Source organism: Micromonospora sp. BRA006-A, assembly GCF_033433935.1.
In the GTDB taxonomy this organism is placed as follows: Bacteria; Actinomycetota; Actinomycetes; order Mycobacteriales; family Micromonosporaceae; genus Micromonospora; species Micromonospora aurantiaca.
Map to the genome: position 1 here is coordinate 840,044 of NZ_JANCLW010000001.1, position 15,961 is coordinate 856,004.

Sequence of the window (15,961 nt, forward strand, 5' to 3'; positions counted from 1 at the left end):
GCGGGTGCGCGCCCCGCCTTCCCCGTCCACGCGCCCCACCCACCACGAAGGAACCACCATGTTCCGCTCTCCCCGTACCGCCCGATTGCGGGTCGGCCTGGTCGCCGCGACCGCCGCGGCACTCGTGACAGGCACCGCCGTGATGGCGACGAACGCCCAGGCGGCGGCCGGCTGCCGCGTCACCTACACGACCGCCAGCCAGTGGCCCGGCGGCTTCACCGCGAACGTCGACGTGACCAACCTCGGTGACCCGATAAGCGGCTGGAACCTGCGCTGGACGTTCCCGTCCGGCCAGCGGGTCACCCAGGCGTGGAGCGCCACGGTCACCTCCTCCGGCGCCGACGTCACCGCCACGAACGTCGGCTACAACGGCGCCATCGCCACGAACGGCAGCGTCTCGTTCGGCTTCAACGGCTCCTGGTCCGGCGCGAACACCGCGCCCACCGCGTTCTCGCTCAACGGTGTGGCCTGCACCGGCGGCGTCGGCGGAACCACCCCGCCGCCGAGCACCACGCCACCGCCGACGACCCCGCCCCCGACCACCCCGCCGCCCACCACGCCACCGCCCACGACCCCGCCGCCCGCAGGCAACGCGATGGCCGCCGTCGCCGCCATGCAGCCCGGCTGGAACCTCGGCAACTCCTTCGACGCGGTCGGCGCGGACGAGACCGCGTGGGGCAACCCGCGGGTCACCGAGGCGCTGCTCGACAACGTCCGGGCGCAGGGCTTCAACAGCATCCGCATCCCGGTGACCTGGAGCAACCACCACGGCGCCGCGCCGAACTACACCATCGACGCGGCCTGGCTGAACCGGGTACGCGAGGTGGTCGGCTGGGCGCTCGCCGACGGCTTCTACGTGGTGCTCAACATCCACCACGACTCGTGGCAGTGGATCAACACGATGCCCACCGACCGCACAGGCGTGCTGAACCGCTACAACGCGCTCTGGACCCAGATCGCCGCCGCGTTCAAGGACTCCTCGCCGAAGCTGACCTTCGAGAGCGTCAACGAGCCGCAGTTCACCGGCAGCTCCGGCGACGCCCAGAACGCCACGCTGCTCAACGAGCTGAACACCTCGTTCCACCGCATCGTCCGTCAGTCCGGCGGCGGCAACGCCACCCGGCTGCTGGTCCTGCCGACCCTGCACACCTCCGCCGAGCAGGCCCGGGTGGACGAGCTGGTCAGCACGTTCAACACGCTCAACGACCCGAACCTGATCGCCACCGTGCACTTCTACGGGTACTGGCCGTTCAGCGTGAACGTCGCCGGCGGCACCCGGTTCGACGCGACGGTCCAGCAGGACCTGACCGACCAGTTCGACCGCGTCTACAACGCCTTCGTCACCCGCAACATCCCGGTGATCATCGGTGAGTACGGGCTGCTCGGCTTCGACCGGCACACCGGCACCATCGAGCAGGGCGAGAAGCTGAAGTTCTTCGAGTTCCTCGGCCACTACGCGCGCAGCCGCAAACTGACCACCCAGCTCTGGGACAACGGCCAGCACTTCGACCGGACGTCGTTCGTGTGGAAGGACCCCGAGCTGTTCGCGCAGATCAAGTCGAGCTGGACGACCCGCTCCGGCACCGCGTCCAGCGACCAGGTGTACGTGCCGCGCACCGGCACGATCACCGCCAAGAGCCTGACGCTCAACCTGAACGGCACCACGTTCCAGGGGCTGCGCCAGGGCACCACCGACCTGGTGAACGGCACCGACTACACGGTCTCCGGCAGCACCCTGACGCTCACCGCGTCGGCGCTGACCCGGCTGGTCGGCTCCCGCGCGTACGGGGTGAACGCCAACCTGACAGCCCGCTTCTCCGCCGGTGTGCCGTGGCGGATCAGCATCATCACGTACGACCCGCCGGTGCTCTCCAACGCGACAGGAACCACCGCCGCGTTCACGCTCCCGGCGCAGTTCCGCGGCGACCAGCTCGCCACGATGGAGGCGAAGTACGCCGACGGCAGCAACGCCGGACCGCACAACTGGACCTCGTACAAGGAGTTCGACGTGACGTTCGCGCCGAACTACACCGGCAACACGATCGCGCTGAAGCCGGAGTTCTTCGCCGAAGTCAACGACGGCCAGCGGGTCACGCTGACGTTCCACTTCTGGAGCGGCACGAAGCTGACCTACTACGTCACCAAGTCCGGCAGCACCGTCACCGGCACGGTGAGCTGACCCCGACGGCACGGCTCGCGGCGGTGGGCGTCGACACCGCCGCGAGCCGCGCCCGGCACCGGTTTGCGCCGGACCGATGATTTCCGGGGCCGGCGCCAGTCGACAGAGGCATGAAGACGCTCACTCTCCAGACGCCCGAGGTCGACCTGGTCTACGACGTACACGCCCCCGAGGCGGCCGAGGCCGGGCACCGCCCTCTGTTCATGATCGGCCAGCCCATGTGCGCCGACGGCTTCACCACGCTCGCGTCGTACTTCCCGGACCGCACCGTCATCACGTACGACCCGCGCGGGCTCGGCCGCAGCGTCCGCAAGGACGGCCGGAACGACTCGCGGCCCGAGGTGCAGGCCCGGGACGTCCGCGACATCGTCGACGCCCTCGGCGTGGGCCCGGTCGACATGTTCGCCAGCAGCGGCGGCGCGGTGACCGCGCTCGCCCTGGTGGCCGCGTACCCGGACGTGGTGACCACGCTGGTGGCGCACGAGCCGCCGCTGACCGCGCTGCTCCCCGACGCCGAAGCGGCCGGCCGGGCCATGGCCGCCTGCCAGGAGGCGTACCGGAGGAACGGCTGGGGCGCCGGCATGGCGGCGTTCATCGGCCTGACGTCGTGGCGGGGCGAGTTCACAGGCGACTACTTCGCCCAGCCCGCGCCGGACCCGGCCGCGTTCGGGCTGCCGGCCGAGGACGACGGCAGCCGCGACGACCCGCTGCTCTCCGACCGGTCCGCGGCGGTCACCGTCTTCCGGCCGGACGCCGACGCGCTGCGCGCCGCGCCCACCCGCGTGGTGATCGCGGTGGGCGAGGAGTCGGCGGAGACGCTCACCGCGCGGACGTCGGTGGCCACCGCCGAGCTGCTCGGCGGACAGCCCGCGGTCTTCCCGAGCCACCACGGCGGGTTCCTCGGCGAGGGGATGGGCCAGGCCGGGCAGCCGGAGGCGTTCGCGCGCCGGCTGCGGGAGATCCTCGACGCCTGATCGGGCTCAGGCCCGGCGCACCTCGGTGAGCATCGCGGGATAGGGCCCGGCCGGTGTGCCGGGCCCGGCCTGGTCGGCGGGGACCACGTTCTCCATCCGCAGCCGCAGGACGGCCGGGTCGGCGGTGTCGAGGACGATCCGCCACTCCCAGCCGCCGCCGTACCCGGCGGTCAGCTCGACCGCCGCCGCTCCGCCGGTCGCGCCGGTGAGCGTCATCGGCGTCGGCTGCTGGTGCCACGAGTCGCCCCACCAGGCGACGAGCGAGCCCGGCCGGTCACCGGCGGCGATCACCAGCAGGCCGTCCTGCGGGCCGTCGCCGGGATGGCTCCACGAGTACGACACGGTGGTCAGGTGCCCGCCCGCCGCGGTGGCGACGGTGAGCGCGGCCGGCGACTCGGCGAGCGGGTCGGCGGGCATCAACCGGAAGCCGTTTGTGCCCGCCCAGGACCCGGTGACGTCGGTGAGAAGCATCGCCCCAGGATAGGAACCACCCCCGACAACGCACGCTCGCCGATCGTCCGGCCTCAGATCCCCGGCGGGACGGGGTCAGGCGGAGAAGTCGTCGTCGGCGTCGCGGGCGTCCGCCTGGATGTGCTCGCCGGGACGCTTGCCCCGGATCTCGTCCTGTTCGCGTACCCGGTCCGCTTCGGCGTGTTCGTCCTGGTTCAGGTCACCGAGCCGCGCCCGGGCCGGACCGGCCAGGTCCTCCAGGTCGTTCCTCGCGCGCTCGACGCTCATGCCGCCTCCCCGGATCGTCGCGTGGCGGCGCTCGCCGCCTGCCGCGTCGCGTCCCCGCTGGCCGGGACGGCAAACCGCCGCCACCGGACCGTCCTGCTGTCACGCGGGCGGCAGGGCGGTGAGCAGATCCTCGGCGTGCCGCATCGTGTCGGCCAGCGCGTCACGTGAACCGTCGTCCAGCGGGATCGAGCGCGCCTGCCGCACCAGCTCCCGCGCGGACTCCGGCTCGTCGAGTTGCAGTGCCAGCTCCGCCCGGTAGACCAGTGCCTCCACGTGGACGGCCGGATCGTCGGCGGCCTCCGGGCGGGCGAGCGCGCCGTCGAGGATCCGCGCGGCCTGCGTCGGATTGCCGCGCGAGTCGGCCTGCACCACCGCGTTGCGCAGCGTACGGGCCAGCCCACCCCTGTCGTCGGTCTCCGGCGGGGTGGCCCGGCCGACGAACCGGATCCAGTTGCCGCCGGGGTCGACGATGCTGAACCCGAAGTGACCCTCCTGGTTGCGGCGGGGCCGGGGCCGGGTCATCCGGGGTACGCCGGAGACGAGCACCTTGCCGTATGTGGACCGCATGCCGTCGGCGAAGGCGCGGTGGATGTCGACCAGGTCGTCCACCACGACGAGGCAGGAGCCGTACGAGTCGGCGGGATCGAACTGCGGCATCCCGAAGAAGTGCAGTTGGAGATCCTCCCGCCGCAGCGTCAGGTACGGGTTCGGGCGCTCCTGCCGGTACGTGACCTCGAAGCCGAGGGCCTGGTAGAAGGGCGCCACGTCGTCCAGGGACCGGCACGGCAGCAGCGGGATCGTCGTCTCGTTCGCCATGCTCCAAGACTGGCGACCCGAGCCGTCACGCGCAGGGAAACGCCGCAACGACCCGCCGGTGTCGTCAGAGTGATCGCGGGGCCGGTCCGACGTGGACCGGCCCCGCAGCACGCCACAGGCGGGTCAGGGCTTCCAGGATCCGGCGGGACGGAAGAGGTGCCGGTACTCGACGACGCCGTTCTGATCCTTCACGTCGAAGATGAGCTGGCCGGTGCGCTTGGAACCCACGGGCAGGTTGGTGCCCGAGGTCATCAGCTTGCCGCAACCGGAGAAGGCGCCGCCGATGCCGCTCTCCTCGGTGCCGTCCGCGGCGACCCAGGTGAAGTAGAACGGGTTGATCGAGCCGGTGCCCTTGGTGATCTCGGCGGTCACGTCGGCGATCAGGAACATGCCGTTCTTCGGTCCGGGCATGACCTCGCTGCAGGCGGCGTTCCGGGTCCGGAAGTTGCCGACGGTGATCTCGATGGTGCCGCGGTCGTCGTTGACGACCAGTTTGTCGCCGGCCGGCATGTTGAACGTCTTGTCGTCGGTGTTGCCCGGCTGCGGCGTGTCGGCGGGAGCACCCGTCGGGGCGTCAGCCGTCGGCTGGCCGTAGGTGACGCCCGGGGTGGGCAGCGAGTCGATCGCATCCTTCGTCTTCTGCGCGCCGCTGTAGACGGCGAAGATGCCGCCACCGCAGCACAGCAGCAGCAGGACCACGGCGACGATGCCGATCGTGATCCAGACGTTCTTGTTCGACTTCTTCGCCGGCGGCCCGAACGGCGCTCCCGGCGGAGGCGGGTACGCCCCACCACCCGGCGGCGGATAACCGCCCGGCGGCGGATAGGCCCCAGGCTGCTGGTACGCCCCACCCGGCGGCTGGTACTCGGAGCCCGGCGGCGGGTACGCGGCACCCGGCGGCTGGTATTCGGAGCCCGGCTGTTGGTACGCGCCGCCCGGGGGCTGGTACTCGCTGCCCGGCGGCGGGTACGGCGCGCCCGAGGTGGGCGGCGCGGGCGGGAACGCCTCGGTGGGAGCGGGCGTGTGCGGGTACTGCTCGCCCGGACCCGGCTGCGGCGGATACGGCACCCCGGAGGCCGGCGGCTGCGGCGCGCCGGACACGGGCGGCTGCGGCGCGCCGGAGGTCGGAGCGGGCGGCGGCGCGTACGGGCTGTCCGGCACCGGCGGCATCGGTGCGGTGGGGAACGCCTGAGTCGGCGGTTCCGGTGGCTGCTGGTTCGGGTCCGGTGAACCGGACGGAGGCTGAGGGTGGCTCACCGTACTCCTTGGGGCGCCTTCGGGATTTTCCGTCGCAACGACGGTACAAGCCGGGCACAAGCCGGCCGGCAGTGCCTCATCGACGTGGCAGGACGGCCGCGGTGCGGACCAGGTCGTCGTCCACGGCGAACCGTCCGGTGACCGCCGACGGCGGATCGGGCACCGGGGCGGCGGCGAGCCGGGCCGGCACGATCTCGGCGTGGAACGTACCCGCGTCCGGGTCCAGCGTGACGCGCGCGTCGGCGAAGCCCAGCCACGTACCGACCAGTGGGTGCCAGACCTTGTAGACGGTCTCCTTCGCGCTGAACAACACCGTCGGCCAGGGCGTGCCGGCCGGCAGCCGGGCCAGGTCCGCCTCCTCGTCGGGACGGCACACCTTCCGGCGTACCCCCGGAGAGAGTGGCCGGTCGCGTTCGGCGTCGATGCCGACGGCCCGCACGTCGGCGGCCCGGGCGGCGGCTGCGGCGCAGTAGTCCCGGGTGTGGGTGATCGCGCCGACCACGCCGGGCGGCCAGATCGGAGCCCGGTCGGCGCCGGCGGGTACCGGCGTGGCGGGCAGGCCGAGCGCGGCGAGCGCCCGGCGGGCGCAGACGCGCCCGGCGGTGAAGTCGCGGCGGCGGCCGGGGACCGCGCGTTCGCCGAGGGCGCTCAGTTCGGCCGGGAGCAGCTCACCGGTCCAGTCGGCCGGGCCGGCCACCGCGACGGCGACAGTGGCCGGGAGCAGATCACGCACGAGTGGTGGATGACGGGGACACGCGGTGAACGTACCGTAACGCTTGGGCGTGCCGCGGCGCTGAAGGAACGTTGCGGGGAGGCAACCGGTCCATCACCACCCATTCCTGACCCGGAAGGAGCGGCCGATGACGCCTGGCGCGGAGGTTTCGGGGAGTGCCGGCGGCGAACACGTGCCGGTGACCCCCGGCTGGACCTGCGGCTCGTGCGGTGACGACTGGCCCTGCGCCACGAAACGTCACCACCTGCTGCGTGAGTACCAGGTGGACCGGGCGTCGTTGAGCGTCTATCTCGGATCCTGCCTCGCCGCGGCGACGCAGGATCTGCGCTCCGTGCCGGTCACCGCGCTCCAGGACCGGTTCATCGGCTGGGTGCCCCGCGGCCCGCGTACCGCTGAGGCGTGAGCGCGTCCGGTGGCCGCCGCGTCGGGTTCGCGGCGGCCACCGGCTGCGGTCTCAGAGGGCTGCGGTCTCAGAGGGCTGCGGTTTTCAGGGGCGGCGGGACCGCCGGGTGAGCCCGAAGCCGACCACGCCGGCCACGGCGGCGAGCACGCCGCCCACAGTGGTCCACACCCAGCGCGATCCGGCCTCGGGGAGCCAGCCGGTCAGGTCGGTCTCCTCCTCGGCCACCGGCTCGGGCGTCGGCTCGGTGCTGAGCACCGTGCCGGCCTTGGTGTTCGGCACCAGCGGCGCGGCCAGTTCGCCGTCGTCGCCGGACGCGCCACCCTCGTCGGTCGCGCCGACAAGCATCTCCACCTCGATCGGCAGGCCGAGGTCCGGTTCGGGCAGGTCGGTGACGGAGAGCCGGATGTAGTAGGTGCCGGGCAGCGGGTCGCCCGACCAGGGTTCGGCCCACGGCCGTACCCGGCGCAGCGTGCAGCCGAGCGCGACGCTCGTCGCCGACGCGCCGGCGGTCGGGGTCTGCGCGCCCGCGGTGCACGCCTGCCGGCGGCGCAGCCCGTCGAAGACGTCGACGGTCCAGGTGGACGCGCCGCTGCGTGACTTCGGGAAGGTGACGGTGGCGGTGATCTCGTGCACCTGCCCGGCGTCGGCGCGGAACGACCAGTACAGGTGGTCGCCCGTCGACGCGCCCACCTGCACCGGCTGACCGGCGGTGACTGTGGTGGCGGTGAGGAACGAGGTGCCGGCCTTGGTCACCGTGGTCGCGCCCGGTGACGGGCTGGGCGCGGCCAGGGCCGCCGCCGGGGTGAGGGCGAGTCCGACGGCGGTGGTCGCCGCTGCGGCGCGGATCAGCGTACGCATGCTCAGTTCGTCCTCCACGTGTGCACCCACCAGCGGGTGAGCAGTCCGGCGAGCAGCCCGGTGAGCAGTCCGGCCAGCGTGAGCAGGAGCAGCAGCACCCAGCCGCGGCCGAGGTCCGGCCCGTCCGGCGCGGGGGAGGCGGCCACCACGTCGACTGTCAGCTCGACCGGCATGCCGGGACGGGCCTGGGTGCCGGGCTTGGCCGCGAACGAGTTGCTGACCACCAGGCAGACGGTCCGTACGGACTGCTCCGTGCCGGCGCTCGGCTCCGGGCTCGGGCCGTCCTCCTCCTCTTCGGCGGCCGACCAGCGCAGTCCGGCGGAGACCACGTCGGTACGCCCGCTGCCCGCGTCGACGCCCCGGACCAGTTCCCGCCCGTCCGGCGCGGTGGCGCGCAGCAGCACGCCGTAGTCCGGGTTGACCGGGCGGTCCAGCGCCACGCTGACCGAGGCGCGGAGTTCCTGCCCGGGGCGCACCGGCACCCGGTACCAGCGGTGCTCGGAGAACGCCTCCCGGTCGCTGTAGACGCCGGGGGCGAGCAGCGGCGCGCCCTCGCAGGCCGAGCCGCCGCCGACCACCGCCGGGGCGGCGGTGTACGTGTCCCGGGCGCGGTCGACGAGCTGCTTGATCCGGCCGGTCAGCTCGTCGGCGCTCTGCGCGGCGGTGTAGGTGCCCCCTGTCGCGCCGGCGATGCAGAGCAGCTGTTTGCGGACCTTCTCGTCCGGCGCCAGGCCGAGCGTGTCGACGACCAGGCGGGTGCCCTGGGCGGCCAGCTCGCGTGCCACCTCGCACGGATCGGGCGGGGCGCAGGTGTCCTCACCGTCGGTGATCAGCACGATCCGGCGGGCGGTGCTGCCGGTACCGAGATCCTGCGCGGCGGAGCGCAGCGCCAGCCCGACCGGGGTGAAACCGGTCGGGCGCAGCCCGGCGACGGCGGCCTTGGCCTGGGGACGGTCCACCGGGCCGACCGGCACGATCTGCTGGGTGTCCAGGCAGCCCTGCTTCTTGTCCTTGCCCCGGTAGGTGGCGCCGAGCACCCGGATGCCGAGCTGTGTCTCGTCCGGCAGGCCGTCGACGACCTCGTTGAACGCCTGCTGCGCGACGGAGATCCGGCTGCGGCCGTCGATGTCGCGGGCCCGCATCGATCCGCTGACGTCGAGGACCAGCTCGACCTTGGGTGGTTCGGCGACGGGTTCGGTGGTCTCGTCGTCGGCCCCGGCGGGGCTCGGCCCGATCATCGCGGCCGCCGCCAGCAGTCCGATGAGGACGGCCGTCGATCGTCTCTTGTTGATCACCGGGCGAAGTGTAGTGAGATCCACTTTGGAAGATCATCCGGGTCGCGGGTGCCCACCGGAGGCCCGTTTCCGGCGTCCGCCGGAGCCGTCACTGTCGCGCTCGGCCACCCACCGTTAGCTGCACCATGTAAACCTTTCGGCCGGTGGTGCACTCGTCGGAAATCTGACCGGCCCGCACCCGTTGTGCCGTTGCCGGAGTGTGGTTAAGCTCTGTCTTGCGCGCCCCAATCGCCCGCTTCCCCCGTGGCAGGCGATCGGGGCGCGCTTCTTTGCGTCAGGCGCCGCGCAGCGCCGCGTCGCGCCGTGCCGGGCGCCACGCAGGCGCCCGGCCCCCCCGCCTCAGATCCAGCGGCCGTCCAGCCACATCCGGGCCGACCAGTCCGCGTACGGCAGCACCCGGCCCACGAAGATCGGGTAGAAGTAGGCGAAACAGAGCGCCACGAGCAACACGTACGCGCCCGCGATGATCCCGCCCACCAGCCGCCTGTCGTGGACCTGTTGCGGGTCCGGTGGCGCGGCCGTGTTCGACACCGGCTCGGGAGTGGCGATCGCGCCGAGCACGTAGACCACCGCCAGCACCAGGAACGGCACCGCCGGCGCGGCGTAGAAGGAGAACATCGTCCGGCCGTCGAGAGCGAACCAGAACCACGGCAGCAGGCCGGCCGCGGCGCTGAGCAGGATCGCGCCCGCCCGCCAGTCGCGCCGGGCCAGGCCGAGCCAGGCGGTCGCGGCGATCGCCGGCAGGAACGACCACCACAGCAGCGGCGTGCCCAGCAGCAGCACCTCCGAGGCGCAGCTCGGCGCGCCGCAACTGCCGTCCCCGGACCAGTGGAACGCCACCGGGCGGCCGAGCAGCAGCCACTGCCAGGGCCAGGACTGGTACTTGTGCGGGTCGTCGAGCTGGGTGTGGAAGCCGTACGCCGCCTTGTGGTACTCCCACAGGTTGATCAGCGCCCCGATGAACGGGGTGTCGCTCAGCTCCGGGTTGTTCGGGTAGCGCTCCGCCAGGCGGTAGTAGCCCTCCTGCCCGAGCAGCCAGCCCGACCAGGTCGCCACGTAGGTCACGACCATCAGCACGCCGGCGGCGAGCAGCCACGGCAGCTCGTCGAGCACGGCGTCGCGCCACGGCCGGCGTACCCCGGACGAGCGGCGGACGCCCACCTCCCAGAGCAGCACCAGCAACGCGAACGCCGGTACGAAGTAGAGCGCGCTCCACTTCACCGAGCAGGCGCAGCCGAGCAGCACACCTGCTGCCAGCCGCCACCACGGCCAGTCCCGCCAGCCCGACGACGGCCGGCCGGCCCGGCCCGGCTGCGTCGGGTCGAGCCCGCCCTCGAGCGCCCGCGCCCAGCGCCGCCGCCGGGCGTCCCGGTCGAGCACCAGCGCGCCGAACGCGGCGAGCACGAACAGCAGCAGGAAGATGTCGAGGATGGCCGTGCGGGACAGCACCAGGTGGTATCCGTCGAGCGCGAGCAGCAGGCCGGCCGCGCAGCCGAGCACCGTGGAGCGGAACATCCGGCGCCCGATGCGGACCAGCAGCAGCACCGACAGGGTGCCCGCCACGGCCGCGCCGAACCGCCAGCCGAACTCCGGCGAGGTGGTGATCAGGTGGCCCGGCACCGAGACGCCGCTGTCCGCGTCCTGGTAGCCGAAGGCCCACTCGCCGATGCCGATCATCCACTTGCCCAGCGGCGGATGCACCACGTACGAGGGGCCGTTGTCCTTGTAGTTCCACTCGAAGCCGCGGTCGATCAGCCCGTACGCGTCCTTGGCGTAGTAGGTCTCGTCGAAGATCTTCCCGGGCGGGAAACTGAGCCCCACGAAGCGCAGGATCGCCGCGACGGCCACCACCACCGCTGTCGCCAGCCACGCCTGACCTCGGCCGATGCGGTCGTCGACGGTGGCGAGCCGGCGCCGTACGGCGGCGGGAAGCCCGCGCCCGGCGCCGTCGCCCCGGTCGGTGGTGGAAGGGTCCGGGTTCGCGCTCTGTGCTGTCGACGCACTCGTCACCCGGCGATCGTAGGCTGCGAGGGTGCCCGGTGGCGTCTGTCGTCTCCGAAATTGGTACGACCTTCGATGAAGGAGCACACGCCGTGGGGGAAATGTCCGAGGTCGGGCGGCTCGTGCTGCTCGGTGCGCCGCTCGGTAATCCGGCCGACGCGTCCGCCCGGTTCCGCGAGGTGCTGGCCGCCGCCGACGTGGTCGCCGCCGAGGACACCCGGCGGCTCACCCGGCTGGCCCGCGACCTGGACGTGACGGTGCCCGGCCGGATCGTCTCGTACTTCGAGGGCAACGAGGAGCGGCGCACCCCCGAACTGGCCGAGGTGCTCGCCGCCGGCTACACGGTCGCGCTGGTCACGGACGGCGGCATGCCGAGCGTCTCCGACCCCGGGTACCGGCTGGTGCGGGCCGCGCTGGACGCCGGTGTGCCGGTCACCGCCGCGCCCGGGCCGAGCGCCGTCACCACCGCGCTGGCGCTGTCCGGGCTGCCCTGCGACAGGTTCTGCTTCGAGGGGTTCCTGCCGCGTACCCCCGGGGCCCGCCGTTCCCGGCTGCGCGGGCTCGCCGCCGAGGACCGCACGCTGGTGTTCTTCGAGGCGCCGCACCGCATCACCGGTGCGCTCGCCGATCTGGCCGAGGCGTTCGGTCCGGACCGGCCCGCCGCGCTGTGCCGCGAGCTGACCAAGACGTACGAGGAAGTGGTCCGCCGGCCGCTCGGCGAACTGGCCGAGTGGGCCGCCGAGGGCGACCCGCGGGGTGAGATCACGCTCGTCGTGGCCGGCGCACCGGCCACGCCCGCGGTCCGGCCGGACGACGAGACGCTGCGCGCGGCGGTGGCCGAGCGCGAGGCGGCCGGGCTGTCCCGGCGGGACGCGATCACCGAGGTCGCCACCGCGTACGGGCTGCGGCGGCGCGAGGTGTACGCCGTCGTGCACAGCTGAAAGGAAGGGCCCCTTCTTAACGCCTGCGGTAGAGGAAGGGCCCCCTCTTAACGCCTCACCTCACCAGGCGGCGGCCAGGAAACCGACGGTGATCAACGCGGGCCCGGCCAGCGCCAGGCCGACCGCCCAGCGCCGCTGCCGTTCGTCAGCGAGCCGTGTCGCCCCGGTCCACCTGGCGATTCCGGCGGCGCAGCCGGCCACCAGGGCCAGCCCCAGCAGCCAGCGCAGGTGCCGTCCGACCCCGGTGTCCGCGTAGGCGGTGGACCCGTCCGGCCCGGTCATCCGCGCCCGCAGCGAACTGCCGGTGTCGGTGCGTCCGGCCGGTACGCCGCTGACCCGTACCCCGTGGGCCTGGAACCGGTCGCCGTCGGCCAAGAAGATGCCCCGGCAGCGCTGGGTGAGCCCGCCGCCCGCGCACTGCGTGATCATCACGGTGCCGCCGGTCGAGTGCCCCACCGCCAGCCAGAACGGCCCGGCGCTCACCCAGGCGAAGAACGCGGCGAGCAGGCTCAGCGTCAGCAGTACGGCCAGCCCGGCGGGCGGACTCGGCGGCGCGACCGGGCGGGCGCGTTCCCGCCGCGCCGGGTGCCGGGCGGGACGCGGGCGCGGCTCGTCACGCAGTGGCGTGCCGTCCCAGTGCACCTCCTCGATCGGCGCCCAGCCGCCGGACGAGGCGGCCTCGCGCTGCCAGCGCGGCTGACGTACCGGCACGCGGTTCGGCACCGCGTCCACCGGCGCTCCGGTGGTCGGCTCCACCTCCACCGGCGGGTCCGCCGGGTCGAGCCGCGGCTGCGGGGCGACGGGTCCGCCGGGCGGCGCGGGCCGCGCCGCACGCCGGGTGGCGGCGGCCGACGGCTCGGGCGCCGCTGGTCTACTGGTCACGATGTTCATTTCACACCGGTACGTCGAGCTTGTCGGGCAGCTCACGCCGCGTGTCGGCGACAAATCGGACGTACGGTCGGAGCGCGCACCCCATTGGTTCGCGGCGCACCCACGTCAATCACTAGGCTTGCTGCTCATGAGTCACGTTCTCGCCGCGGTCGCCTGGCCCTACGCCAACGGCCCGCGCCACATCGGCCACGTATCCGGATTCGGCGTTCCCTCCGACGTCTTCGCCCGGTACATGCGGATGGCCGGTCACGACGTGCTCATGGTCTCCGGCACCGACGAACACGGCACCCCGATCCAGGTGCAGGCCGACGCCGAGGGGGTCACCCCGCGCGAGCTGGCCGACCGCTACAACCGGGTGATCGCCGAGGACCTGCGGGCGCTGGGCCTGTCGTACGACCTGTTCACCCGCACCACCACGCGCAACCACTACGCGGTGGTGCAGGAGCTGTTCACCGGTCTCTACCGCAACGGCTACATCGTCCCCAAGGTCACCACGGGCGCGATCTCCCCGTCCACCGGCCGGACGCTGCCCGACCGCTACATCGAGGGCACCTGCCCGATCTGCGGCTACGACAGCGCGCGCGGCGACCAGTGCGACAACTGCGGCAACCAGCTCGACCCGATCGACCTGATCGACCCCAAGTCGAAGATCAACGGGGAGACGCCGGAGTTCGTCGAGACCGAGCACTTCTTCCTCGACCTGCCCGCCCTGGCCGACGCGCTGCGGCAGTGGCTGGACACCCGCGACGGCTGGCGCCCGAACGTCCTGCGGTTCTCCCGCAACCTGCTCGACGACCTCCAGCCCCGGGCCATCACCCGCGACCTGGAGTGGGGCGTGCCGATCCCGCTCGACGACTGGCGCGACCGCCCGGACAAGCGGATCTACGTCTGGTTCGACGCGGTCATCGGCTACCTGTCCGCGTCCATCGAGTGGGCGCGCCGCACCGGCGACCCGGAGGCCTGGCGCAAGTGGTGGTCGGCGGACGGGGAAGGGAAGGATGCCCGCTCCTACTACTTCATGGGCAAGGACAACATCGTCTTCCACTCGGTGATCTGGCCGGCGCTGCTCGGCGGCTACTCCGGTGAGGGCGCCCGCGACGGCGAGCCGGGCGAACTGGGCCGGCTCAACCTGCCCACCGAGGTCGTGTCCAGCGAGTACCTGACCATGGAGGGGCGGAAGTTCTCCTCCTCCCGCAAGGTGGTCATCTACGTCCGGGACTTCCTGGAGCGCTACGACGCCGACGCGCTGCGCTACTTCATCGCGGTGGCCGGCCCGGAGAGCAACGACACCGACTTCACCTGGGCCGAGTTCCTCCGCCGCAACAACGACGAACTGGTCGCCGGCTGGGGCAACCTGGTCAACCGGTCGGTGTCGATGGCGGCGAAGAACTTCGGCGCGATCCCGCCGGTCGACCCGGCCGGGCTCACCGAGGCCGACCGGGCGCTGCTCGACACCGCGAGGGCCGGCTTCGGCCTGGTCGGCGACCTGATCGCCCGGCACCGGCAGAAGCAGGCCATCGGCGAGGCCATGAAGGTCGTCGCCGAGGCCAACAAGTACCTCTCCGAGCAGGCGCCGTGGAAGCTCAAGGGCGAGGACGACAAGCCCCGCATGGGCACCATCCTGCACGTCGCGCTCCAGGTGGTCAGCGACGCCAACACGCTGCTCACCCCGTTCCTGCCGCACTCCGCCCAGAAGATCCACGAGCTGCTCGGCGGCACCGGCGTGCACGCGCCGATGCCGGTGATCGAGGAGGTCGACGACCTCGACGGCGGGCCGTCGTACCCGGTGCTGACCGGTGACTACACGGTCGGGGCGCGCTGGGAGTCCGTACCCCTGGAAGTGGGCCGGCCGCTCGCGGCGCCGAAGCCGGTGTTCCGCAAGCTCGACCCGTCCATCGTCGAGGAGGAGCTGGCCCGCCTGGCCGGCTGAACACGCGCGCGAACCGCGGCCCCCGGGGATCTCCCCGGGGCCGCGGTCATCCGCCGGGTCAGGCGGTCGCCATGCTCGGCTTGCCGATGAACTCCATGATGGCCTTGTTGACCTCGGTGGGATGGGTCCACGGCGTGCCGTGCGGCGCACCCTTCAGCGTGACCAGCTTGGCGTCGGACAGCATGTTCACCAGCCGCTGGCCCGTCACCGGGAACGGCAGCACGTTGTCCTTGTCGCCCTGGATGATCAGCACCGGCACGTTGATGTTCGGCAGGTCGGCGCGGAAGTCGGTCTGCCAGGCGTCCACCGAGTCGTGGGTGCCCTTGGCCGACGCCTGCGCGCCGATCTGCCAGTGCGCGTGGTACGCCTCGTCGCTGACCAGCGTCCCCCGGTTCTCGCTGGCGTTGAAGAACGCGTCGCAGAACTGGGTCAGGTAGGCGAACCGGTCCTGGATGATCGCCTTCTGGAACCCGTCGAACATGCTCTTGTCGACGCCCTCCGGGTCGTCGGGCGCCTTCAGCAGGTACGGCGCCAACGGGGCCATCAGGACCGCCCGGTCCACCCGATCCGACCCGTACGCGCCCAGGTAGCGGGTCACCTCACCGGTCCCCATGGAGTGCCCGACCAGGATCGCGTTGCGCAGGTCCAGCTCGGTCATCAACACGTCCAGGTCCGCGGCGAACGTGTCGTAGTCGTAGCCCATGGCCGGCTGGGCGGAGTTGCCGAACCCCCGCCGGTCGTACGTGATCACCCGGTATCCGGCGTTCAGCAGCGGACCGCTCATCTTCTCCCAGGTCGCCCCGTTGAACGGGAAACCGTGGATCAGCACGATCGGCTGACCGGAACCGTGATCCTCGTAGTACAGGTCGATGGGTGCGGAGTTCTCCGTACCGACGGTGACGAAAGGCATGTCGGGATTCCCCCTCGCGCGGGTTCTCGGACCCC

Annotated in this window: 15 protein-coding genes; 5 read left to right on the top strand and 10 right to left on the bottom strand. The window is 72.5% G+C overall.

Annotation, left to right across the window (positions count from 1 at the left end; translation table 11 throughout):
- Nucleotides 1-58: 58 nt before the first annotated feature.
- On the top strand, nt 59-2,179 hold the full coding sequence (locus NMK34_RS04225) for a cellulase family glycosylhydrolase (protein ID WP_184977385.1): 2,121 nt from the start codon (nt 59-61) through the stop codon (nt 2,177-2,179).
- Nucleotides 2,180-2,289: 110 nt separating this feature from the next.
- Nucleotides 2,290-3,153, top strand: a complete 864-nt coding sequence (locus NMK34_RS04230) for an alpha/beta hydrolase (RefSeq protein WP_318332286.1) — start codon at nt 2,290-2,292, stop codon at nt 3,151-3,153.
- A gap of 6 nt (nt 3,154-3,159) precedes the next feature.
- On the opposite strand, the gene NMK34_RS04235 is transcribed toward NMK34_RS04230, so the two are convergent.
- The 5 genes from NMK34_RS04235 to NMK34_RS04255 form a co-directional block, all read right to left on the bottom strand.
- Entirely contained in the window at nt 3,160-3,624 is a 465-nt protein-coding gene (locus NMK34_RS04235) for a hypothetical protein (RefSeq protein WP_318332287.1), read from the bottom strand.
- Nucleotides 3,625-3,699: 75 nt separating this feature from the next.
- Nucleotides 3,700-3,891, bottom strand: a complete 192-nt coding sequence (locus NMK34_RS04240) for a general stress protein CsbD (RefSeq protein WP_318332288.1) — start codon at nt 3,889-3,891, stop codon at nt 3,700-3,702.
- A 99-nt stretch (nt 3,892-3,990) separates the two neighbouring features.
- Nucleotides 3,991-4,707, bottom strand: coding sequence for a VOC family protein (locus tag NMK34_RS04245; protein ID WP_318332289.1), 717 nt, complete (start codon nt 4,705-4,707; stop codon nt 3,991-3,993).
- A 123-nt stretch (nt 4,708-4,830) separates the two neighbouring features.
- Nucleotides 4,831-5,964, bottom strand: a complete 1,134-nt coding sequence (locus tag NMK34_RS04250) for a hypothetical protein (RefSeq protein WP_318332290.1) — start codon at nt 5,962-5,964, stop codon at nt 4,831-4,833.
- A 76-nt stretch (nt 5,965-6,040) separates the two neighbouring features.
- Nucleotides 6,041-6,697 (bottom strand): 4'-phosphopantetheinyl transferase family protein, encoded by a 657-nt coding sequence (locus NMK34_RS04255; RefSeq protein WP_318332291.1) that lies wholly within the window; start codon nt 6,695-6,697, stop codon nt 6,041-6,043.
- A 127-nt stretch (nt 6,698-6,824) separates the two neighbouring features.
- Here NMK34_RS04255 and NMK34_RS04260 point away from each other — a divergent pair, with 127 nt between their 5' ends.
- Nucleotides 6,825-7,100, top strand: coding sequence for a hypothetical protein (locus NMK34_RS04260; RefSeq protein ID WP_318332292.1), 276 nt, complete (start codon nt 6,825-6,827; stop codon nt 7,098-7,100).
- A gap of 84 nt (nt 7,101-7,184) precedes the next feature.
- Here NMK34_RS04260 and NMK34_RS04265 read toward each other — a convergent pair whose 3' ends face one another.
- The 3 genes from NMK34_RS04265 to NMK34_RS04275 form a co-directional block, all read right to left on the bottom strand.
- A complete protein-coding gene (locus tag NMK34_RS04265) occupies nt 7,185-7,958 on the bottom strand; it encodes a peptidase (RefSeq protein WP_318336267.1) in 774 nt (257 codons plus the stop codon).
- A 2-nt stretch (nt 7,959-7,960) separates the two neighbouring features.
- On the bottom strand, nt 7,961-9,253 hold the full coding sequence (locus NMK34_RS04270; RefSeq protein WP_318332293.1) for a VWA domain-containing protein: 1,293 nt from the start codon (nt 9,251-9,253) through the stop codon (nt 7,961-7,963).
- A gap of 339 nt (nt 9,254-9,592) precedes the next feature.
- Nucleotides 9,593-11,263: a dolichyl-phosphate-mannose--protein mannosyltransferase gene (locus tag NMK34_RS04275; RefSeq protein WP_318332294.1), complete on the bottom strand. Its 1,671-nt coding sequence runs from the start codon at nt 11,261-11,263 to the stop codon at nt 9,593-9,595.
- Between the two features lie 92 nt (nt 11,264-11,355).
- Between NMK34_RS04275 and rsmI the strand changes: the two genes are divergently transcribed.
- Complete coding sequence (gene rsmI, locus NMK34_RS04280) at nt 11,356-12,195, top strand: 16S rRNA (cytidine(1402)-2'-O)-methyltransferase (RefSeq protein ID WP_412098942.1); 840 nt, start codon at nt 11,356-11,358, stop codon at nt 12,193-12,195.
- Nucleotides 12,196-12,255: 60 nt separating this feature from the next.
- Here the strand turns inward: rsmI and NMK34_RS04285 are convergent, their stop codons facing one another.
- Nucleotides 12,256-13,086, bottom strand: coding sequence for a hypothetical protein (locus NMK34_RS04285; protein ID WP_318332296.1), 831 nt, complete (start codon nt 13,084-13,086; stop codon nt 12,256-12,258).
- 127 nt (nt 13,087-13,213) lie between these two features.
- Here NMK34_RS04285 and metG point away from each other — a divergent pair, with 127 nt between their 5' ends.
- Nucleotides 13,214-15,016 (top strand): methionine--tRNA ligase, encoded by a 1,803-nt coding sequence (gene metG / locus NMK34_RS04290; RefSeq protein ID WP_318332297.1) that lies wholly within the window; start codon nt 13,214-13,216, stop codon nt 15,014-15,016.
- A gap of 58 nt (nt 15,017-15,074) precedes the next feature.
- On the opposite strand, the gene NMK34_RS04295 is transcribed toward metG, so the two are convergent.
- The gene (locus NMK34_RS04295) at nt 15,075-15,926 is read right to left on the bottom strand and encodes an alpha/beta hydrolase (RefSeq protein ID WP_318332298.1); all 852 of its coding nucleotides are present in this window, start codon (nt 15,924-15,926) and stop codon (nt 15,075-15,077) included.
- Between the last annotated feature and the right edge of the window lie 35 nt (nt 15,927-15,961).